This window comes from Limnoglobus sp. (assembly GCF_059499385.1).
Window position 1 is genome coordinate 8,156 of the sequence record NZ_JCABYM010000112.1, and the last position, 17,817, is coordinate 25,972.

Here is a 17,817-nt window from a genome sequence, read left to right on the forward strand (position 1 = left end):
GGCGGCTATATGACAACGTTCCTTCGCCACGGGGTCTGTCGCCGCGCCCCGCTCAACTCGCGCTCACGGCCGGCGGCTTCGCCGCCGCCGGCGCGGCCGCGTCCTTCGCCGCGAACAGCCCGCCCACCCCCGGCACGAGCCGCAGCAGCCGGCCCCACTTCAGCAGCGTCAACGTGCGGAACAACACCCCCGGCACGGCCGGGCCGGTCGCCTCCCGGCCGCCGACCGTCACCGCGTAGGCCTTCCCCTCGGCCGGGACCAGTTCCAACTGGCCGTCCACGTCCGCCGCCGCCGCGGCCGCCGCGGCCCGCTGGTGGTCCTCCCGCTTCGGGTCGAACTCCAGCGTCCCCTTCGGCGCGTCGGCCCCGCCGCGGAGCTGGCTGCGGATCGCCGCGCCGGGGACGAACGACAGCAGCAGCGTCATCATCAAGAGGCCGAACATGTTCAGGCCCATGCTCAGCGAGATGCCGAAGTGGAACAGGCAGCCGAGGATGATGTAGTACGGCCGCAGCCGCGTCCAGATCAGGAACGGCAGCCCCAGCTCCATCACGAACGTGAACACGACCATGAACCCGGCCGCGCAGGCGTAGGTCATCCGCTCCTGCATCGACCACCGGAGCAGCTTCTCGTACCACTCGAAATGGACGAGCGTGAACTCCGGGTTGCACATCGTGTCCCAGAAGGCGTTCGTGTTCCACCACGCCGGCCCCTTCAGCTTCGACATCCCGGCCGCGAGGTAGATGATGCAGAAGTGGACCTGCGTGAGCCGCAGCGCGAACCCGGCGAGGACGCTCTTCGGCGGGGCCGCGAGGAACCGCCGCGTCGGCTCGTCGATCCCGCCGGTCCGACGGACGCTGTTCCGGGCCGCCCGGTAGCGGGCGATCAGCCGGTCCACGGACAGGGCCGCCCCGCTTTTGCCGATCATCAGGTAGATGAGCAGGATGTTCATCATCGTGTCCATGCCGAACAGCACCTGCTGCGTCCGGTGGATGTAGCTGACCGCCGCCAGCCACGTCAGCACGGCCGTGATCCGGGTGAACAGGCCGATGGTGAACAGGAACATGACGAACAGGACGACGCCGTGCGCGACGGCCATCTCGGTCGGGTCGGTGACGTGGAACCAGAGGGAGAACGTCGAGTTGCCGAGGCGGAACGCCTTGCGTTCCTCCTGGTTCCACTTCTCCAGGAACGCGATCTGCTTCTCCCGCTCGGCCGCGTCGGCCGGGAGGTCGAGGAGGAACTCCAGCAGCGCGTGCCGGTTCAACAGCGAGCTTTCGAGCAAGTGGTCGAAGACGTACTTCCGCTGCGTCGCGTCGGTCGGCAGGACGGCGAGCAGCCGGTCGATCTCCTGGCGGACGACGGCCCGCGTCTCCGGCGGCAGTTCCTCCAGGAACGCCGGCGGGACGCGGTCCTTCGCCGACCGCAGGGCCGGGTTCACGAACGCATCCAGTTGCGGCCGGCGGGTCGCCTCGGCGGTGTAGAACGCGGTCAGGTAGTCGATGCCGTCGGTGGACACCCGCAGCTTGTCCCGCGGGTACTTCGCGGTCGCCTTCATCCGGTACAGCCCGGTCCGCTCGTTCAGCTCCGACGGCGGCGTGCTGACCTTCAGCATCTCGTTGTGGAGGCGGATCAGGTACGCCAGCTGCTCCTTCCGCTCCTTCGGGTCGGCGGCGACGGAGCGGACGAACTTGATGACCGCCTCCTCGCGGTGCGGGAAGATCGGGACGTGCGCCATCGGCACGTACTCCTCCCACGCCCCCTCGCCCCGCCAGTCGGTGAGTTGCAGCGGGGCGTTGACCCGCTCCTGGTTGACCTCGGCGAGCGAGTACCAGCCGTGCTTGCCGAAGTACGCCTGGAGGTCGAGGACGTAGACGGCGTGGACGTACAGGATGATGAGGCCGGTGATGATCCGCATAAGCCCGAGCGTCGTCGGGTCGGTCGGCGTGAACCAGAACCGCGTCCACCGGGTCGGCCGGTTCGCGGGCGTCGTCGGGGTCATTGGCGTCCTCTCCTAACGGTCGTCGTTGATCCAATCTAGCGGACGGGCGGCGGCCGGTTTTCACCCCGAAGGGGTGGTACATGTCAGCCCAGGGCAACGCCCTGGGTCCGACCGTCACCCGTGCCCGGCAGGCTGAAAGCCTGCCACCCGCGCGTCCCGTGTCGCAGGCTTTCAGCCTGCACCTCGGTGGCTCCCCAACCCAGGGCGTTGCCCTGGGCTGACATGTCCCAGGCCGTTGGCCTGAAGACCAACCGCGGCGTGGGCCTACAGCCTCACGTACCGCACCTCATATTCCGGACCTAACTCGTCCTTCACCGCCATCAGCAACTCGTTCGCCGCTTGATCGAATCGTTCGTACTCCTCCGGCGACCACGGGCCGGGGTCGGGTGGGTAGTCCCAGTTCAGGGCCTGGTCGTGCCAAACCGACAGTTCGTCCAACCGCCGATGAGTTTCCGGTGACAGCAGCAAGAGGTCTTCCACGGGGCCGACATCGAACTTCGCCCTAGCGGCCTCGTTCCCGCACCACAAACAGCCGCCGCCCCACTCGAACATCAGCCGAAGGACGTATCGAGGTTTCATCGGCGGCGTTCCTGTCACGGCACGCGGGCGGCCCAGTTGAACTCGTACTTGGCGTGCTTGCTCATGAAGTCCTCGTAGTCCCGACCGTTCGCGTCCGCCCGCGGGTCCTTCGGCAGGATCGGGGCCAGCCAGTACAGCATCGGGTCCTGCTTGTCCTTCAGCGCCGCCGTCCCCTCCGCCGTCAGCTCGAACTCGCCCAGGTAGTACGGCCGGAAGCTCGTCGGGTGGTGAATCTTGTACCCCTCCTTCGCGAACTGGTAGACCGTCGGGATCGGGTGCTCCAGCCGGTACAGTTTCACCGCCGTCACCTTCCGGGCCGGCGTCGTGTGCGCGTGGAACAGGTGGGCCGCGTAGGACGGCAGCAGGTACCGCGTGATGTCGTACCGCGGCATCCGGTACTGGACCGGGTTCTCGTCCAACGGGGCCATCGGGATCTTCGCCACGTTCGGCTGCGCCCCGAGCGCCACCGCGTTCCGCCGGTTGTAGATGTCCTGCCACTCGGCCGACTGCTGGCTGATCGCCGGCATCGTCTGGCTCGCCTGCTCGGTGATCGACAGCCGGCGGAAGTACGACAGCCCCATCGGGTCCTTCCAGTCGTGCTGGCGGCTGGGCATCGTCTTCCACTCGGCCTCCGGCTTGCCCGTCTTCGGGTCGATCGTGTCGTACACCACGAGGCAGAACAGGTGGCTCGCCGACCCCGGCTCCGGGGAGTAGAAGTGGTACGCGTTCCGCAGGTACATGAACTGGATGTACGGGTAGTAGACCCGCGTCCCGATCTGGTGCGTGAACCACGGCGTCGGGTCCGGCCACGTCGTCGCCAGGAAGATGCCGAAGAAGTGCGCGCACACCGCGAGGGACGCGGCGACGACCCGGTACTTCATCGGCATCGCGGCGACGGCCGCCCCGATCAGGCCGAGGATGCCCATCACCTTCACGAGCATCCGGGCCGAGTCCCAGTGCTCCGGCAGGCCGAGCATCGCCAGGAACCCGGCGGCCGCGGCGAACAGCCAGGCGGCCGGCAGCGTCGCCCGCCACGACACGGCCGCGGCGACGATCAAGCCGCCGACGGCGACGAGCAGCAACCGCAAGGAGCTGAGGGCCGACGGCCCGCCGGTGCCGGAGGCGTCGAGGGCGACGCCGAGGGCGGCGGCGACGGCGACGACGGCCGTGCCGACGCCGGCGAGGCGGTACACGGTGGCGGGGTCCGGCGGGACGGGGTCGTGGAGCGAATCGGCGTCCGTCATGGAGGCACTCCGTGGAACACAGAGCGCGACAGGGAGGTGCTGGGCGGCGAATCCCTGCCGGCAAGGTTTAACATACCCGATACCGGCGGGCGGGCAGAGGACACAACTATCCAATTTGAGTTTCGTTGGCGCACGGAGGCGGGCTTGCGCAGTCGGACCGGACGTAACACTTAATCCAATACAGCTACCGCAGTCACCTCCAAACTACCCACATTGCCGTTGACTCCCCGGACCCGGACTGTACCATCCCACTACGCCAGCTCCCCCTAGGTGCGGCGAATTAGCTGGACTTCCCAGCTTAACGCCCTCGCTGCGGTTGGCGCAACTGTCACTCTCATCGGAGGTTCGGCACGATGTACAGCATGGTCATGATGATGGCGGTCGCGTCGTCGGGTGATGCGGCCTCGTTCGGCGGTCGGAACAGCTGCGACGGCGGCGGCTGTAGCGGTTGGAGCAGCAAGCACAGCTGCAACGGCGGCGGGCTGTTCGGCGGTCGGAACAGCTGCAACGGCGGCGGGCTGTTCCGCGGCAAGCACGGCGGCAGCTGCGACGGCGGCAGCTGCCACGGCAACAGCTGCAGCGGCGGCCTGTTCAGCGGCAAGCACGGCAACAGCTGCAACGGCGGCGGGCTGTTCGGCCGGTTCAAGGGCAAGCACAGCTGCAACGGCGGCGGCAGCTGCCACGGCACCCCGGTCCACACCGACCCGTGCGCGGTCCCGCACGCCGACCCGTGCGCCACGCCGGGGGCCCCGATCGTCGCCCCGCACGGCACGACCGAGCCGAAGGTGATGCCGAAGCCGGTGGACCCGAAGGTCGAGCCGAAGAAGAAGGAATCGTAAGCCTCCTTCCGACTCAACGCGCGACCGGCGGACCCGTTTGGGTCCGCCGGTTCGTTTTTCGGCCCCGACTTCCGAAGTCCGGCTTCGACTTCGGAAGTCGATCGCACGCGGGGGCGTTCGCGGGGTCGGCACACGCCCCTCTTCCCGCTCGACTTCCGAAGTCGAAGCCGGACTTCGGAAGTCGGGCGCGGTTGTCCGGGGCCGGATTCGCGGGGTATACTGGGTGGTCCACCCGTTCCCGACCCCCGAGCGCGTATGTTCCTGGTGCGGCCGAAAGTCGAAGACCTCGTGTTCCGGCTGTACGACCGGCCGGTGCACCCGGAGCTGTTCGACGCCGTGGCCGTGCGGACGGTGAAGCGGGACGACTCCACGCTGATCGTCCGGCTGACGCCGACCGGGCACGTGCTGGAATGGCACCGCGGCGACACGCACCTGGTGGAGATGACGGCGGCGGGCGACCAGGACTTGCCGGACCGCAACCGGCTGACGCACCGGTTCGTCGGCGAGCGGCAGGGCAAGTGCCGGGTCGGCGGCGTGCGGTATCACGTCAACCTGCACGCCGAGGTGTTGCCGCCGGAGGTGTTCCTGCACGTCCACGACGAGTTGGCGGCGGAAGGGGCGAAGCGGGGGATGCTGTTCTACTTCGCCCCGCACCGGCGGCTGGCGCTCGCCCCGCTGGGGCTGGTGACGGTCGAGCCGCTGCCGGTCGGCCTGTCGGTGGCGACGTTCCACACGTTCCCGGCCGAGTTCACGGTCGTGAAGACGCAGTCGTTGATCGAGTTTTAACAGTGGAACCCAGAGCGGAAGCGACGGGGTGTAGAGGCTGGTCCCCCACCCCGTCGCTTCCGCTCTGGGTTCCACGAATACGACTTGTCTGTTCTACTTCACCGCGTCCACCCGCGTCACGGTCACCACGCCGTACCGCAGCTCCGCCGGGTAGCTCACCGCGCCGAACAGGTCCACCTTCTTCTTCAGGTACTTCTCCAACTCGATCCCGTTCGCCCCGGACACGGCGTAGCACAACAGGTTCCCGCGGGCGTCCTCCAGGGCGTAGTACTGCTTGTCCTTCGTCCGCATGGACGCCAGCCGGAGCACGCCGGCCCCGGTCCACGCGGCCTTCGCCCCGGCCTCGCCGGGCTTCGCCCACGGGTCGTCCCGCTTCGGCTCCACCACCCGCGGGGAGTCCGGCTTCGGCGCGGACCAGTTGTTGTCCTTGACCCCCTTCGACTCCCGGCCGCGGCCGCGGATCTCGTGGATGCGGGCGTAGCACAGGTTCGCCAGGTCCGGGTCGCCGCCGGCCGCGTTCATGTCCTTCGCCAGTTGGAAGTACAGCCGCTCCGCCTTGGCGAAGTCCTTCGCCGCCTCGGCCGCCTCCGCCTCGTTCCACGTCGCGTTCGTGCCCGGCCACCCGGCCGGCTTGTTCGGGAACGCCGCCTTCCCGGCCGCCGGGAGCGCCTCGGTCGCCAGGGCGGGGGTGACGAGCTTCGGCGACTTCACCGCGAAGTTATCCCCCGCCGGGCCGCCGAGTTGCACCGCGGCCTTCGGGATGTACCGGAAGTCGTCCTTGAGCGGTTGGATCGGGTACCAGACGCTCTGGTCGTCGTCGGCCTTGACGCCGGCCGCGATGACCCGCACGACGGTCCCGTCCGGGACGGCCGTCTTGCGGGTGTCGAGCGGCTTGTTCACGCCGGCCTTGCCGGCCGCGATCTTGATCTCGCCGTCCGCGTGGACGACGGCGTTCTGCGGGAACCCCTTGTCCTTGCTGACGGCCAGGAACTTGTGGTTGATCCAGCTGATCGTGCCGGGCGGCGGCTGGATGGCGAGCCAGTCGTCGCCTTCCGCGTGGTGGACGATCACGTCCGTGCCGCGGAACAGTTGCCCGGCGTCCGGGGCGTCGGCCTTCGGCGACGACCGGATGGTCGTCTCGGCCGCGGTGACGGTCCCGAGCTGTTGCGACTGGGCGTGTGCGGCGGCGGACAGGCCCACGAGGGCGGCGGCGGAGAGCAGGCCGCGACGGATGAAGGGGCGCATGACCGCCTCCGGCAGCGAGGATCGTTACGCAGGAGGCGGCGTGATACCGCCCCCGCCGGGGGTGTCAAGGGGAACCGCTCGCGGCCGGCCGGGCCGGCCGGTATGATGGACGTGTCTCGACTCGTGAGGAGCAAGCCATGTCGTTCGTGATCGTGCCGGAGCAACTGACCGCGAAGCTGGAGGCCGCCGACACCCCGCTGCAGATGTGTACAAAGGACGGCCGGGTGATCGGGTACTTCACCCCGACGAAGCCGGCGAAGCTAAACCTCGATCCGGGTGTCAGCGAGGAAGAACTCGACCGCAGGGAAGCCCGCGGCGGCGGGCGGCCGTTGGCCGACATCCTCCGCGACCTGGATACCCGAGCTTGAGACGCACGGTTTTCCGGCCTGAAGGGCCGGTTCTTACAGCGAAGGCCGTCAGGCCTGGATAAGACAGGCCCACAAAGCAACCGGCCCTGAAGGGGCCGTTCATTCCGTGGGACCGCCACGCATGAACGGCCCCTTCAGGGCCGTGGTGTCGCGAAGCAGTTCCAGGCCTGACGGCCTTCGCTGTAAGAACCGGCCCTTCAGGCCGGAAGAGCCGATACCGCTCACGTTCAGTGCATTTCTCGATACCCTACCAACCGCCCCCGGTACTCCTCGCGGTCGTCCAGCGCCACCGCTTTCTCCATCCACGCCACGGCCGCCGCGCGGTCGCCGAGTTCGGCGCACGCCGCCGCCAGCGTGTCGAGGTAGGCCGCCTCCGCCCAGCCGGTCAGCTCGCACGCCCGCGTCGCCAAGTCTTTCGCACGGGCCGCGTCCTTCACGCCCGCGTTCGTCGCTAGCAGCCACGCCAGCTGGTTCAGCGTCCCGGCGTCGGTCGGCTCGCACGTCAGCGCTTCCAGGTAGTCACGGACGGCCGCCGCCGGGTCGCCGGCCGCCTCGTGGGCCGCGGCGCGGAGGGCGTAGCCGGTCGCCCGGCGGGGCAGCTTCGCGATCAACTGCGTGAAGTCGTCCACCGCCGACTCGCCGAGCGCGAGCTTCGCCCGGCCGCGGAGTTCGAGCGCCGACGCCAGCCCCGGCGAGAGGTCCAGCAGTTCGTCCGCGGCCGCCACGAGCGTAGGCCAGTCCCGCAACTCGTGCAGCGCGAGCAACCGCCCGACCCGCGGGGCGACGGCGACCGTGCCGCGGGCCGCTTCCGCGAAATCCGCGGCCGCGCTCGCCGGGTCGCCGAGGTCGCGGTACGCCAGCGCCCGCACCTCGAACGCCGCCCGCAGGTCCGGGGCCAGCCGCAGGGCCGCGGCCGCGTCGTCGAGCGCCGCCTGGGGGTGGCCGCATTCCAGGTGCAGCTTCGCCCGTTGCGTCAGGTAGTCGGCCGCGTGGTCGGGGTCGGCGTGGATCGCGGCGTCGAGGTCGGCGAACGCCGCGGCCGATTCCCCCAGCATCGCGTACGCCCGGCCGCGGACGGCGAACAGGTCCACCCGGCCGGGGTCGAGCCGCAGGGCCGCGTCGCAGTCCGCGACGGCGTCCGCGTGCCGCCGCTGCTTGAGCAACTCCGCCGCCCGCTCCGCGAGCACCTGCGGGTCGTTCGGCTTCAGCCGGAGGGCCGCGTCGTAGTCGGCGACGGCCTTCGGCCGGTCGCCGAGGCCGAGGTACGCCTTCGCGCGGAACCGATACCCGGCCGCGACCCGCGGGTCGGCGGCGATGGCGCGGGTCAGCGCCTCGACCGCCTCGTGGAAGTCGTCCGCCTCCATCGCGGCCATGCCGCGCTCGAACAGGGCTTGCGCGTCGGACATATCCGCCCCTTTCGATCTCATCGCACGGACGGCTGGGCGGTCGCCTTCCTGGGACCGCGGGCGTCCCGCCCGCCCACCTACACGTTTCGGGGATCAGCCTTCCGTGGCGGGGAGCAAAGCGGGCGGGACGCCTGCGGTCCCAAGGGGCATCGCGTGGCTACTACCCGCGGCAGTCCGCCAACGGGCACTGCCGAACGGCCAATCGTCGGGCCGCTCGCACAAGCCGGCGCTCACCGGATTCGCTTCGATGTACTCTACCGTGCTGAAATAGTGCCTCTCGTCTCGAATGAAGCGGTCGAAGTATTCTTCCATCCAGAACTGACCCACGCGGTGCAATAGCTTGTTCGCCTCCTTCGACGTGTAGGACTTCCAACTCTGAACGACCCTCGACAAGCTGACCTCTGGCTTTGGCGTGAACAAGACGTGAACGTGGTTGGGCATGACGACCCACGCGTGAAGGTCGTACCTGTCGTCATCGAAATGGAGCAACGCGGACTGGACAAGGCTTCCGACCTGCGGGTTCCGCAGGTGACATTCGCCGTGTCCGCGGTCGAGGAAGGCCTCGATTCGATTTCGCAATTCCGACTTTCGCTTCGTTTCGGGTTGAGCTTCGACTTCGGCGAGCCACACCCTCACGACTTCTTCCGGCAACGAGTCCGCTAGCCGAAAGGTGACGAATTGCGACCGCTCGCTCCCGGCGTCGAAGTGGGGGAGGTAACCCCGCGAATGCCAGCCGCGCGGGGCGGATGTATTCCGGGGCAAAAGTTCTTCGTCCATCGATATTGTCCCCGTGACGGGCAGGTGGGCGGGCGGGACGCCCGCGGTCCCAGGGGGAGGCCACCCTTGCCCTTGCTCAGGACGTTACTTCATCTCCTCCACCCGGATGTTCCGGAACAGCAGGTCCGTCGTCGGGTCGTGGCCCTGGATCGACAGGTGGCCCTTGCCGGTCTTCAGCCCCTGCCGCGGGTTGTCGTTCGGGGCACGCTCGTCCTTCCAACTCACCACCGGGTAGCCGTTCACCCACGTCGCGATGGTCGGGCCGTGCGCCAGCAGCGTCATCGCGAACCACGCGTTGTCGTCCGATACGACCTTCCGGGCCGGGATGCGGCGGTAGATCGCCCCCGTCCCGAAGTCGGCCGGCTTCGCCCGGTCCCCCTCCTTGTAGGCGTTCTGAATCTGCATCTCGTACCCGTTCTGGTACTGGTCCGCGATGCACCGGAAGAAGACGCCGCTGTTCAGCGCCGTGCCGTTCGTCTTGCACTCGAGTTGCAGCAGGAAGTTGTCGAACTGCTTCTCCGTTTGCAGGTCGCCGGGGCCGTTCTTGACGGACAGCTCGCCCGCCGTCGTGACCGCGAACAAGGACTTCGCCCGCTTCTCGTCCTTGAACACCTTCCACCCGGTCAGGTCCTTGCCGTTGAACAGCGGCTCCGGATTCGCGGGGCGGAACTTCACGGCCTTCACGCGGGCGTCGTCGGCCAGTCCTTCCATGCGGACGAGCCAGCCGTCCGGCAGGTCGGGGCCGCTAATTTCCACCTTGGATACGGCCGACCCTTTCTCCGACGTGTTCTGGACGTGCATCGCGAGCTTGTTCCCGGTCCGGGTGCGGCTCGCGGTGACGGCGTTAAACCCGCGGTCCGCGGGCACGTCCACGAACGCGGACAGCCGATGGCTCGAATCGTCCACCGGCCGCGTCGGCCGCGTCCCGGCGTCCACCCGGCAACCGACCACCTCGCACCGCACCTCGCCGAGCGGCAGCGGCACGGCGAAGTCCAACTTCTCGCCCTTCGCGACGTGCAGGACGCCGCCCTTCGCCTCCGCCTTCCCGGCCCAGCCGAACGTCGATTCGCCGTCGAACAGGAGAATCCAGCCGTCGGCGATCTCCTTCTGCGTCAGGGCCGGCGGCGTCTTCTCGCCGGCGGCGGACGCGACGGCCGCGAATGAAATGACGGCCAGGAGCGAGCGAACGAATCGGTGGAACGCCATCGGCAGGCCCTCGGGAGGGGGATTCCGTGACATCATATGCCGCGGGTGGCGTCTTTCCTTGCGGCGCATAGTAGTAGGCACACTCCGTGTGCCGTCTGCTGAGTGCCGCGGCGACCTGCACGTGGTCCCGGCCGCGTGAAGGAGACGGCACACGGAGTGTGCCTACTACTATCAAGCCCCGCCGCGGGGAGTTCGCCCGAGTCTGAGCGACCGACATCAGACGGCACACGGAGTGTGCCTACTACTATGAGACCCCCGCATGACCGCGCCGCCCAAGATCGGCTTCCTCGGCCGCACGTTCGGGTGGACCGGGTCGCGGCACGAGTGGCTGCTCCTCGGCGGGTTCCTCGCGTGGGCCGCCGTCGGTTTCGCCATCTACCACCAGTCCCGCCGCCTCACCACCGGCGAGACGGTCCTGCTGGCCGCCGCCTGGCTGCTCGCCCTCGGCGTCGTCGCGCGGGACGCCGTCCGCAACCTGTTCGGCCCCGTCTTCTTCCACGACGTCGTCCGCCTCGGCCGCCGCAGCCTCACGTTCTGGCTGCGGTTCCTGTATTGCGTGATCGTCGGATTCGTCCTCTGCTACATGTACTTCTGGTGGCTCGACGAGACGGTGGGGTACTTCCGCAACCCGAACCCGGTCGTCGGCACGAGCGAGCTGTCCCGGTTCGGCACGCAGTTCTTCCAGACGTTCGCCGTCCTCCAGTTCCTCGCCATGATGGTGCTGACGCCGGTGTACGTCGGCGGCACGATCTGCGTCGAGAAGGAGCGGAAGACGCTCGAGTTCCTCCTCGCGACCGACTTGCGGAACCGGGAGATCATCTTCGGCAAGCTCGCGTCGCGGGTCCTCAACCTGCTCATGTACGTCCTCGTCGGGCTGCCGGTCCTCGCGTTCACCCAGCTGTTCGGCGGCGTGGACCCGGAGCAGCTGTTCGCCGTGACCGTCGCCACGTTCGTCACCGTGATCGGCCTGTCCGCCCTGGCCATCTGGTTCTCGACGATGATGAAGAAGTCCCGCGACGCGATCATGATGACGTACCTGACCTACGCCGCGTACCTCGTGGCGACGTTCTTCGGCGCGGCGTGGACGAACATCGCCCCGTGGAAGGGGTGGTGGAACACGCCGCTGCAGGTGTTCGGCGTCTCGTTCGGCGTCAACGACCTCCTCTGGCAGGCCGCCCAGGGGAACATCGGCTGGCACGTCCTCGTCATGAGCGCCCCCCGCGGCATGGGGATGGCCGGCACCGTCGGCGACCAACTCACCGGGTACGTCGTGTTCTGGTTTCTCGCCACGACCCTGTTGCTGACGTACGCCATCGTCCGGCTGCGGCCGATCGCGTTGAACCAGGCCTACGGGTCGCCCGGCGGGACGAAGAGCCGCAAGGCGAAGGCGTTCACCGCCGACGGGCCGGAGAAGGTGGTGGTGAACGAGGCCGTCCGCACGCACCCGGAGGTCGGCGACAACCCGGTCTTCTGGAAGGAAGTGTTCGTGGACGTGGGGATGCGCGGCGGGTGGCGGGTCATCCTGCTCGCCGTCCTCATCCTGTTCCTCCTGCTCGCGCCGCTCGCGATCATCGTCTGGCAGGCGTTCGTCGAGCCGAGCTACTACGGGTTCTCGTTCGACTTCGCCGAGCGGTGGTATCGGTTCACCCGGAGCGTGAACGTGTGGGCGCGGGTCATGACCGGCATCCTGACGACGCTCATCCTGTTCGCGGCCGCGATCCGCGGGGCCGGGGCCATCAGCGGGGAGAAGGACAAGGACACCTGGATCAGCCTCCTCGGCACGCCGCTGTCGGCCGACGAAATCCTGATGAGCAAGTGGTGGGGCTGCATCCTCGGCCTGCGGCGGGCGTTCTTCGTGCTGCTGGCCGTCTGGGCGATCGGCCTGTTCCTCGGCGCGGTGAACCCGCTGATCCTGATCCCGACGGCGGCCGTCATCCTGCTGTACACGGCCGGGTTCAGCTGGATCGGGCTGTACTTCTCGATGACGGCCCGGAACACGACGGTCGCGACCGTGCGGGCGTTCTTCGCGGCGTTGTTCTTCGCCGGCGGGTTCTGGATCCTCGTCGTGTTTTGCTGCATCCTGCCGATGCCGCGGATGAGCCGGGACTTCGAGGCGTTCTTCCAAACCCTGTTGGGGATCACGCCGCCGTTCGTGGCCGGGTGGATGCCGATGCTGTACTTCGACCGCGAGGACCTGGGGCCGTTCCACCACCGCGAGGAGGGCATCGGCGTCGCCGCCCCGATCATCGGCACGCTCGTCTGGCTCGGGTTCACGGTCTTCCTGACGGTCGCGTGCCGGGTGAAGTTCCGCAAGTTGACGAACCGCGACTCGCAGGAGCTTCCCGACGCGCCCCCGCGGGTGGCGGAGAAAAAGAACCGCTACGAGTAACCTCGCGGTTAGCGGGCGACCCAACGGGTCGCCTCCGCCAGCCCCTCGCGGTAGGTCGGGAATCGCGGCGCGAACCCCAGCTCCCGCCGCGCCTTCGCGTTGCTCACACGGCGGTTCGCCTCCAAGATCGGCGTCGCCGGCTGCTCGAATCGCGCCGCCGGCGCGCCCAGCAGTTCCGCCGTCAGCGTGTAGAAGTCCCGCCGCCGCACCGGCTCGTCGTCCGCGATCAGGTACGTCTCCCCCGGCCTCCCGCGCTGTTCCGCCGCCAACACCGCCGCCACCCCGTCCTCGACGTGAACCAGGTTCAGCCACTTCTCCGCGTCGCCAACGAGCGGCTCGCCGCCGCGTAGAGCTTGTTGCCGCAGCACGCGGCCGGGGCCGTAAATGCCCGCGAACCGCAGCACGACCGCGTCCGGCCGTAGGGCGCGGAGCGTGCCCTCGGCCTCCAGCACGACCTTGCCGGACGGTTCGAGCGGTTCCGTCGGGGATTCCTCCGACACCCAGCCGCCCTCCGTCTGGCCGTAGACGCCCGTGCTGCTGACGAAGATGACCGGCCCCGGCGAGCGAATCGCTCGGAGGGCGTTCGCCAGCCCCTCGACGTAGATGTCGCGCATGGACCGCCCGGACGAGCGGTCGAACCCGACGGCGTACAGCACCGGCCCGGCGGCGGGGAGGTTCGTCAAGCTCGCCGGGTCGAGAACGTCGCCGACGACCGGTTCGAGGCCGTCGCGGGCGAGTTCGTCGGCCCGCCCGCGGGTGAGGGCCGCGACCCGCCGGCCGGCCGAGCGCCACGCCGCCGCGACGCGGCGGCCGAGGTAGCCGCAGCCGACGACGAGGCAGGGTACGTTTGAACAGTCGAGGGATGACAAGGGGTTGCTCCGGCGATAAACCACAGGTCGGGGGCCGTTCCATCACCAGCGACCGCACCGAGGACTCGTTCCGTCATGGGTGACACCACCCCGTCCGTTCCCCCGTCGCGGCGGGTCCGATTGGCGTGGTACGCGGCCGTCGCCGCCGTCGCGCTCGCCCTGCCGCTCGTCGGCTACCGGTTCGACCTCATCAGCCTCGACGCCCCGCTCCTGTACGACGAGGACGCGCTGCTGATTCTACCGATGGTGAAGGCGACCATCGAGCGGGGCAGCCACTGGCGGACGGAACAACTCGGCGCGCCGGGCGTGCAGGAGATGCACGACTTCCCGGTCATCGACCACCTGCACTTCGCCGGCATCTGGCTGCTCGGCCGCGTCGTCCCGGACGCCGTCGTCGTGTTCAACGTCTACTACCTGCTCACGTACCCGCTCGCCGCCCTGACGGCGATGGCCGTGCTGCGGCACTTCGGGCTGTCGTTCTTCGCCGCGGCCGTCGGCGGAATCCTGTACGCGATGCTGCCGTACCACTTCTACCGCGGCCAGTGCCACTACTTCCTGTCCGCGTACTTCTTCGTCCCGGTCACGGCGATGGTCATCCTCTGGGTCATGCAGGGCCGGCTGCCCGGTTTCCCTGTCGCGAACGGCGAGCGGAAGCTGAAGTTGTGGCATCGCGACGCGGGGATCGCCGTCCTGATCTGCGGCGTCACGTCCGCGGCCGGGGCGTACTACGCCTTCTTCGCCGCCATGCTCATGCTCTGCGCCGGGCTGTACGGGTGGGTCGCGCTGCGGACGTGGAAGGCGGCCGCCAGCGCGTTCGCGCTCGTCGGCGTCATCTTCGCCGCCGGCGTGCTGAACCACGCCCCGACGTTCTTTTACCAGGCGAAGTACGGCAAGCACACCGCCCCGACGGAGCGGTACTCGGAGGAGGCCGAACTCTACGGGCTGAAGCTGACGCAGCTGCTCATGCCGATCGACGACCACCGGCTGAAGGTCTTCTCGGAGATGAAGACGAGCTACAACAGCCTGGACCGGCCGGTGCAGGCGTACACGGAACGCTACTCCCTCGGCCTGGTCGGGGCGTGCGGCGTGGTGCTGCTGCTGGCCCGCGTGGTGCTGCCGGTCCGCCGGGTGTCGCCGTACACGGAGCTGGCCGCCGTCACCGCGTTCGCGTTCGTCGTCGCCACCGTCGGCGGGTTCGGGGCGATCTTTAACCACGTCGTCTCCCCGCAGGTCCGGTGCTACAACCGGATCGCCGTGTACGTCGCGTTCTTCGCCCTCTACGCCGTGCTGTTCGCCCTCGATCAACTCTTCAAGAAGTGGCACGGCCGGATCGGGACCGTCGGCACGACGCTCCTTTGGGTCGCGCTCGCGGTCGGGGGCGTGCTCGACCAGACGCCGTTCCACTGGGCCGCGCCGGTGCTGGCGAAGACGATCACCGACCAGCAGGACCGGTTCCGCATCGACCGCGGGTTCTTCCAGGAGATCGAGGAGACGCTGCGGGAGGACGGGGCCGCGCCGATGGTGTTCCAGTTGCCGTACGTGCGGTGGCCGGAGTCGCCGCCGACGCGGAACCTGGCCGCCTACGACCACGCCCGCGGGTACGTTCACACGGCCACGCTGCGGTGGAGCTACGGGTGCATGAAGGGCCGGGAGGTGGACGAGTGGTACCGGTCGGTCGCGATCCTGCCGGTCGAGCAGTTGCTCGAGCACGTCGTCGCGGCCGGGTTCGACGGGCTGTTCCTGGACAAGCGGGGGTACGCCCCGGCGAAGGCGGCGCAACTCGAGCAGCAGATCGGCCGCGTGCTGGGCGACGTGACGAAGGTGGTCCACCCGCACAAGGACCAGGTGTTCTTCGACCTCCGCAAGCACCGGAGTTGGCTCCGCAACCACTACGGCCCCGGCTGGGAGGCGCTGCGGGAGCGGGAGCTGAACCGCGTCCGCATCCTCTGGCTGGACGGGTTCACGAGCTTCAAGGAGCTGGGCTACGAGTGGCAGCACCGGTGGTGCAAGCCGAAGGGCCTGGCCGTGTTCGTGAACCCGACGGACGAGCCGAAGGCGTTCCAGACGCAATTCCTGATCCGGACGATGACGGAACTGCCGGGGACGCTCCACGTCCGCGGCGGCGACCTGTGGACGGAGGACCTCGAGATCGACCCGAACACGCCGCCGCTGACCCGGACGTTCGTGGTCCCGCCGGGCCGGCACAAGGTCCACTTCTCGTTCGACGTGCCGGCGAGCTACGTCCCGCACGACTCGCGGTGGCTGGTGTTCTACTTCTCCGGGCTGCGGTTAGAGTAGGGGAACCCCGGTAAGGAGTGGTTTCAAGACCAGGCCCGTCCTCGGACCGCGGGCGTCCCGCCCGCCCACCTTCCCGGCCGCGGGGACCAGTCTTTCGGGGCTGGGGCCGTGGCGGGCGGGACGCCCGCGGTCCGAGGTAGTGAAACCCCTCTTACGCCGCGGCTCTTTTCATATAGCCGCCGGTTTACCGGCGGGGTTTTCGGTACGCAGAAACCCCCGCCGGCAAGCCGGCGGCTATATAGTTTGTACGCATCGCGTCGGCCCCCTCTCACGGAGCGCTTCATGTCCGCGACCGAACCGAACCTGTTCGAGGTCAGCCCGACGTACCGCATGGCGTGCGACCAACTCCGCACCGTCGCCGGCCTCATCGACCTGGACAAGGGCGTCGCCGACCGGCTCATGGTCCCGAAGCGGTCGCTCGTCACCGGCATCCCGATCCGCATGGACAGCGGCGAGACGAAGGTGTTCATCGGCTACCGCGTCCAGCACTCGCTCACCAGCGGCGCGAGCAAGGGGGGCCTCCGGTACGCCCCCGAGGTCGATCTCGGCGAGGTTGCCGCGCTCGCGATGTGGATGAGCTGGAAGTGCGGCATCATGAACCTGCCCTACGGCGGCGCGAAGGGCGGCATCGCGTGCGACCCGGCCAAGATGAGCCTCGGCGAGAAGGAGCGGCTGACCCGCCGGTTCACGGAGGAGGTGCTGCCGATCATCGGCCCGCGGATCGACGTGATGGCCCCGGACATGGGGACCGACGAGCAGACGATGGCGTGGATTTACGACACGTACAGCATGAAGATCGGGTACGCCTGTCCGGAAATCGTGACGGGGAAGCCGGTCGAACTCGGCGGGTGCATCGGCCGCCGGGAGGCGACCGGCCGCGGCGTCGTCTACTGTATCCGCGAGGCACTCGCCGAACTCGGGCTGCGGCCGGAGGACTCGACGGCCGTGGTCCAGGGGTTCGGCAACGTCGGCTCCATCGCGTGCGAGGAGCTGGTCAAGCTCGGCACGAAGATCGTCGCCGTCGGCGACCGGTACGGGTCGATCCGCAACCTCAAGGGCATCGACATCGCCGCCCTGTTGAAGTACGTCGCCACGAGCGACCGGAAGTCGATCGTCGGGTTCCCCGCCGCGGACGCGATCCCGGACGCGGAGCTGCTGACCACGCCCTGCACCGTGCTCGTCCCGGCGGCGCTCGAGCGGCAGGTCACGAAGGAGAACGCCGGGAAGCTGAAGTGCCGCATCCTGGCGGAGGGGGCGAACGGCCCGACGACGCCGGAGGCGGACGCGATCCTCGCCGGCAGCGACGTGTTCATCATCCCGGACATCCTGTGCAACGCCGGCGGGGTGACGGTGTCGTACTTCGAGTGGGTGCAGGACATCCAGCAGCTGATGTGGAGCCACACGCAGGTGAACGAGAAGCTCCGGGAGCTGATGCTCGACGCGTTCCACCGGGTCCGCGGCATGGCGAAGCAGCGGAAGCTCCCGATGCGGATGGCGGCCCTGGCGCTGGGGGTGAACAAGGTCGCGGTCGAGAAGCACAAGCGGGGGCTGTTCCCGTAACAGGGCGTAGCCCCGCCCTGGGACCGCGGGCGTCCCGCCCGCCCACCTTCCCGGCCGCGGGGAACTGTCTTACGCGGTTGAGGCCGTGGCGGGCGGGACGCCCGCGGTCCCAGGGGGCCGTAGCGCCCCCGCAGAACCGCTACGGCCGGCACCGTTTCTTCCCGTTTTCCCGATTCTTCCCTGTGCCCGTGCCGGCTCTATGGTGAAATAACCAGGAGTTAACGGCCTCGGGGGACTCGCTCTTGCCCGCGA

14 protein-coding genes are annotated in these 17,817 nt (G+C 68.8%); 6 read left to right on the forward strand and 8 right to left on the reverse strand.

Annotated features, from left to right (window positions below):
- Positions 1 to 52: 52 nt before the first annotated feature.
- The 3 genes from AC5JJ2_RS20835 to AC5JJ2_RS20845 all read right to left on the reverse strand — a co-directional run bounded on the left by AC5JJ2_RS20835 (position 53) and on the right by AC5JJ2_RS20845 (position 3,822).
- Positions 53 to 1,999, reverse strand: coding sequence for a hypothetical protein (locus AC5JJ2_RS20835; protein ID WP_495859958.1), 1,947 nt, complete (start codon positions 1,997 to 1,999; stop codon positions 53 to 55).
- A gap of 264 nt (positions 2,000 to 2,263) precedes the next feature.
- Entirely contained in the window at positions 2,264 to 2,578 is a 315-nt protein-coding gene (locus AC5JJ2_RS20840) for an immunity protein CdiI family protein (RefSeq protein WP_495859959.1), read from the reverse strand.
- A gap of 14 nt (positions 2,579 to 2,592) precedes the next feature.
- Positions 2,593 to 3,822, reverse strand: coding sequence for a hypothetical protein (locus AC5JJ2_RS20845; RefSeq protein ID WP_495859960.1), 1,230 nt, complete (start codon positions 3,820 to 3,822; stop codon positions 2,593 to 2,595).
- A 353-nt stretch (positions 3,823 to 4,175) separates the two neighbouring features.
- Between AC5JJ2_RS20845 and AC5JJ2_RS20850 the strand changes: the two genes are divergently transcribed.
- Both AC5JJ2_RS20850 and AC5JJ2_RS20855 read left to right on the forward strand, forming a co-directional pair.
- Positions 4,176 to 4,661, forward strand: a complete 486-nt coding sequence (locus tag AC5JJ2_RS20850; RefSeq protein WP_495859961.1) for a hypothetical protein — start codon at positions 4,176 to 4,178, stop codon at positions 4,659 to 4,661.
- A gap of 255 nt (positions 4,662 to 4,916) precedes the next feature.
- Positions 4,917 to 5,447 carry a DUF2617 family protein gene (locus AC5JJ2_RS20855; protein WP_495859962.1) on the forward strand — a complete coding sequence of 177 codons (531 nt, stop codon included), beginning with the start codon at positions 4,917 to 4,919 and terminating at the stop codon, positions 5,445 to 5,447.
- A gap of 93 nt (positions 5,448 to 5,540) precedes the next feature.
- On the opposite strand, the gene AC5JJ2_RS20860 is transcribed toward AC5JJ2_RS20855, so the two are convergent.
- On the reverse strand, positions 5,541 to 6,692 hold the full coding sequence (locus tag AC5JJ2_RS20860) for an SH3 domain-containing protein (RefSeq protein WP_495859963.1): 1,152 nt from the start codon (positions 6,690 to 6,692) through the stop codon (positions 5,541 to 5,543).
- Between the two features lie 137 nt (positions 6,693 to 6,829).
- On the opposite strand from AC5JJ2_RS20860, the gene AC5JJ2_RS20865 reads away from it, so the two are divergent.
- The gene (locus tag AC5JJ2_RS20865; protein ID WP_495859964.1) at positions 6,830 to 7,060 is read left to right on the forward strand and encodes a hypothetical protein; all 231 of its coding nucleotides are present in this window, start codon (positions 6,830 to 6,832) and stop codon (positions 7,058 to 7,060) included.
- A gap of 227 nt (positions 7,061 to 7,287) precedes the next feature.
- Here AC5JJ2_RS20865 and AC5JJ2_RS20870 read toward each other — a convergent pair whose 3' ends face one another.
- From AC5JJ2_RS20870 to AC5JJ2_RS20880, 3 genes are all read right to left on the reverse strand, one after another.
- Entirely contained in the window at positions 7,288 to 8,466 is a 1,179-nt protein-coding gene (locus AC5JJ2_RS20870) for a tetratricopeptide repeat protein (protein ID WP_495859965.1), read from the reverse strand.
- 93 nt (positions 8,467 to 8,559) lie between these two features.
- Positions 8,560 to 9,243 (reverse strand): REP-associated tyrosine transposase, encoded by a 684-nt coding sequence (locus tag AC5JJ2_RS20875; RefSeq protein ID WP_495859966.1) that lies wholly within the window; start codon positions 9,241 to 9,243, stop codon positions 8,560 to 8,562.
- A gap of 84 nt (positions 9,244 to 9,327) precedes the next feature.
- The gene (locus tag AC5JJ2_RS20880) at positions 9,328 to 10,449 is read right to left on the reverse strand and encodes a 3-keto-disaccharide hydrolase (protein WP_495859967.1); all 1,122 of its coding nucleotides are present in this window, start codon (positions 10,447 to 10,449) and stop codon (positions 9,328 to 9,330) included.
- Positions 10,450 to 10,708: 259 nt separating this feature from the next.
- On the opposite strand from AC5JJ2_RS20880, the gene AC5JJ2_RS20885 reads away from it, so the two are divergent.
- The gene (locus AC5JJ2_RS20885) at positions 10,709 to 12,838 is read left to right on the forward strand and encodes an ABC transporter permease subunit (protein ID WP_495859968.1); all 2,130 of its coding nucleotides are present in this window, start codon (positions 10,709 to 10,711) and stop codon (positions 12,836 to 12,838) included.
- Between the two features lie 8 nt (positions 12,839 to 12,846).
- On the opposite strand, the gene AC5JJ2_RS20890 is transcribed toward AC5JJ2_RS20885, so the two are convergent.
- The gene (locus AC5JJ2_RS20890) at positions 12,847 to 13,707 is read right to left on the reverse strand and encodes an SDR family oxidoreductase (RefSeq protein WP_495859969.1); all 861 of its coding nucleotides are present in this window, start codon (positions 13,705 to 13,707) and stop codon (positions 12,847 to 12,849) included.
- Positions 13,708 to 13,782: 75 nt separating this feature from the next.
- On the opposite strand from AC5JJ2_RS20890, the gene AC5JJ2_RS20895 reads away from it, so the two are divergent.
- Positions 13,783 to 16,005: a hypothetical protein gene (locus AC5JJ2_RS20895; protein ID WP_495859970.1), complete on the forward strand. Its 2,223-nt coding sequence runs from the start codon at positions 13,783 to 13,785 to the stop codon at positions 16,003 to 16,005.
- Between the two features lie 282 nt (positions 16,006 to 16,287).
- The gene (locus tag AC5JJ2_RS20900; RefSeq protein WP_495859971.1) at positions 16,288 to 17,565 is read left to right on the forward strand and encodes a Glu/Leu/Phe/Val family dehydrogenase; all 1,278 of its coding nucleotides are present in this window, start codon (positions 16,288 to 16,290) and stop codon (positions 17,563 to 17,565) included.
- Positions 17,566 to 17,817: the final 252 nt, after the last annotated feature.

Excerpts from the sequence above, each read along its gene's own strand:
- AC5JJ2_RS20880 (WP_495859967.1), bottom strand. The coding sequence starts at position 10,449 with ATGGCGTTCCACCGATTCGTTCGCTCGCTCCTGGCCGTCATTTCATTC.
- AC5JJ2_RS20870 (WP_495859965.1), bottom strand. The coding sequence starts at position 8,466 with ATGTCCGACGCGCAAGCCCTGTTCGAGCGCGGCATGGCCGCGATGGAG.
- AC5JJ2_RS20865 (WP_495859964.1), top strand. The coding sequence starts at position 6,830 with ATGTCGTTCGTGATCGTGCCGGAGCAACTGACCGCGAAGCTGGAGGCC.
- AC5JJ2_RS20900 (WP_495859971.1), top strand. The coding sequence starts at position 16,288 with ATGTCCGCGACCGAACCGAACCTGTTCGAGGTCAGCCCGACGTACCGC.
- AC5JJ2_RS20860 (WP_495859963.1), bottom strand. The coding sequence starts at position 6,692 with ATGCGCCCCTTCATCCGTCGCGGCCTGCTCTCCGCCGCCGCCCTCGTG.
- AC5JJ2_RS20840 (WP_495859959.1), bottom strand. The coding sequence starts at position 2,578 with ATGAAACCTCGATACGTCCTTCGGCTGATGTTCGAGTGGGGCGGCGGC.
- AC5JJ2_RS20845 (WP_495859960.1), bottom strand. The coding sequence starts at position 3,822 with ATGACGGACGCCGATTCGCTCCACGACCCCGTCCCGCCGGACCCCGCC.
- AC5JJ2_RS20885 (WP_495859968.1), top strand. The coding sequence starts at position 10,709 with ATGACCGCGCCGCCCAAGATCGGCTTCCTCGGCCGCACGTTCGGGTGG.
- AC5JJ2_RS20875 (WP_495859966.1), bottom strand. The coding sequence starts at position 9,243 with ATGGACGAAGAACTTTTGCCCCGGAATACATCCGCCCCGCGCGGCTGG.
- AC5JJ2_RS20895 (WP_495859970.1), top strand. The coding sequence starts at position 13,783 with ATGGGTGACACCACCCCGTCCGTTCCCCCGTCGCGGCGGGTCCGATTG.
- AC5JJ2_RS20835 (WP_495859958.1), bottom strand. The coding sequence starts at position 1,999 with ATGACCCCGACGACGCCCGCGAACCGGCCGACCCGGTGGACGCGGTTC.
- AC5JJ2_RS20850 (WP_495859961.1), top strand. The coding sequence starts at position 4,176 with ATGTACAGCATGGTCATGATGATGGCGGTCGCGTCGTCGGGTGATGCG.
- AC5JJ2_RS20855 (WP_495859962.1), top strand. The coding sequence starts at position 4,917 with ATGTTCCTGGTGCGGCCGAAAGTCGAAGACCTCGTGTTCCGGCTGTAC.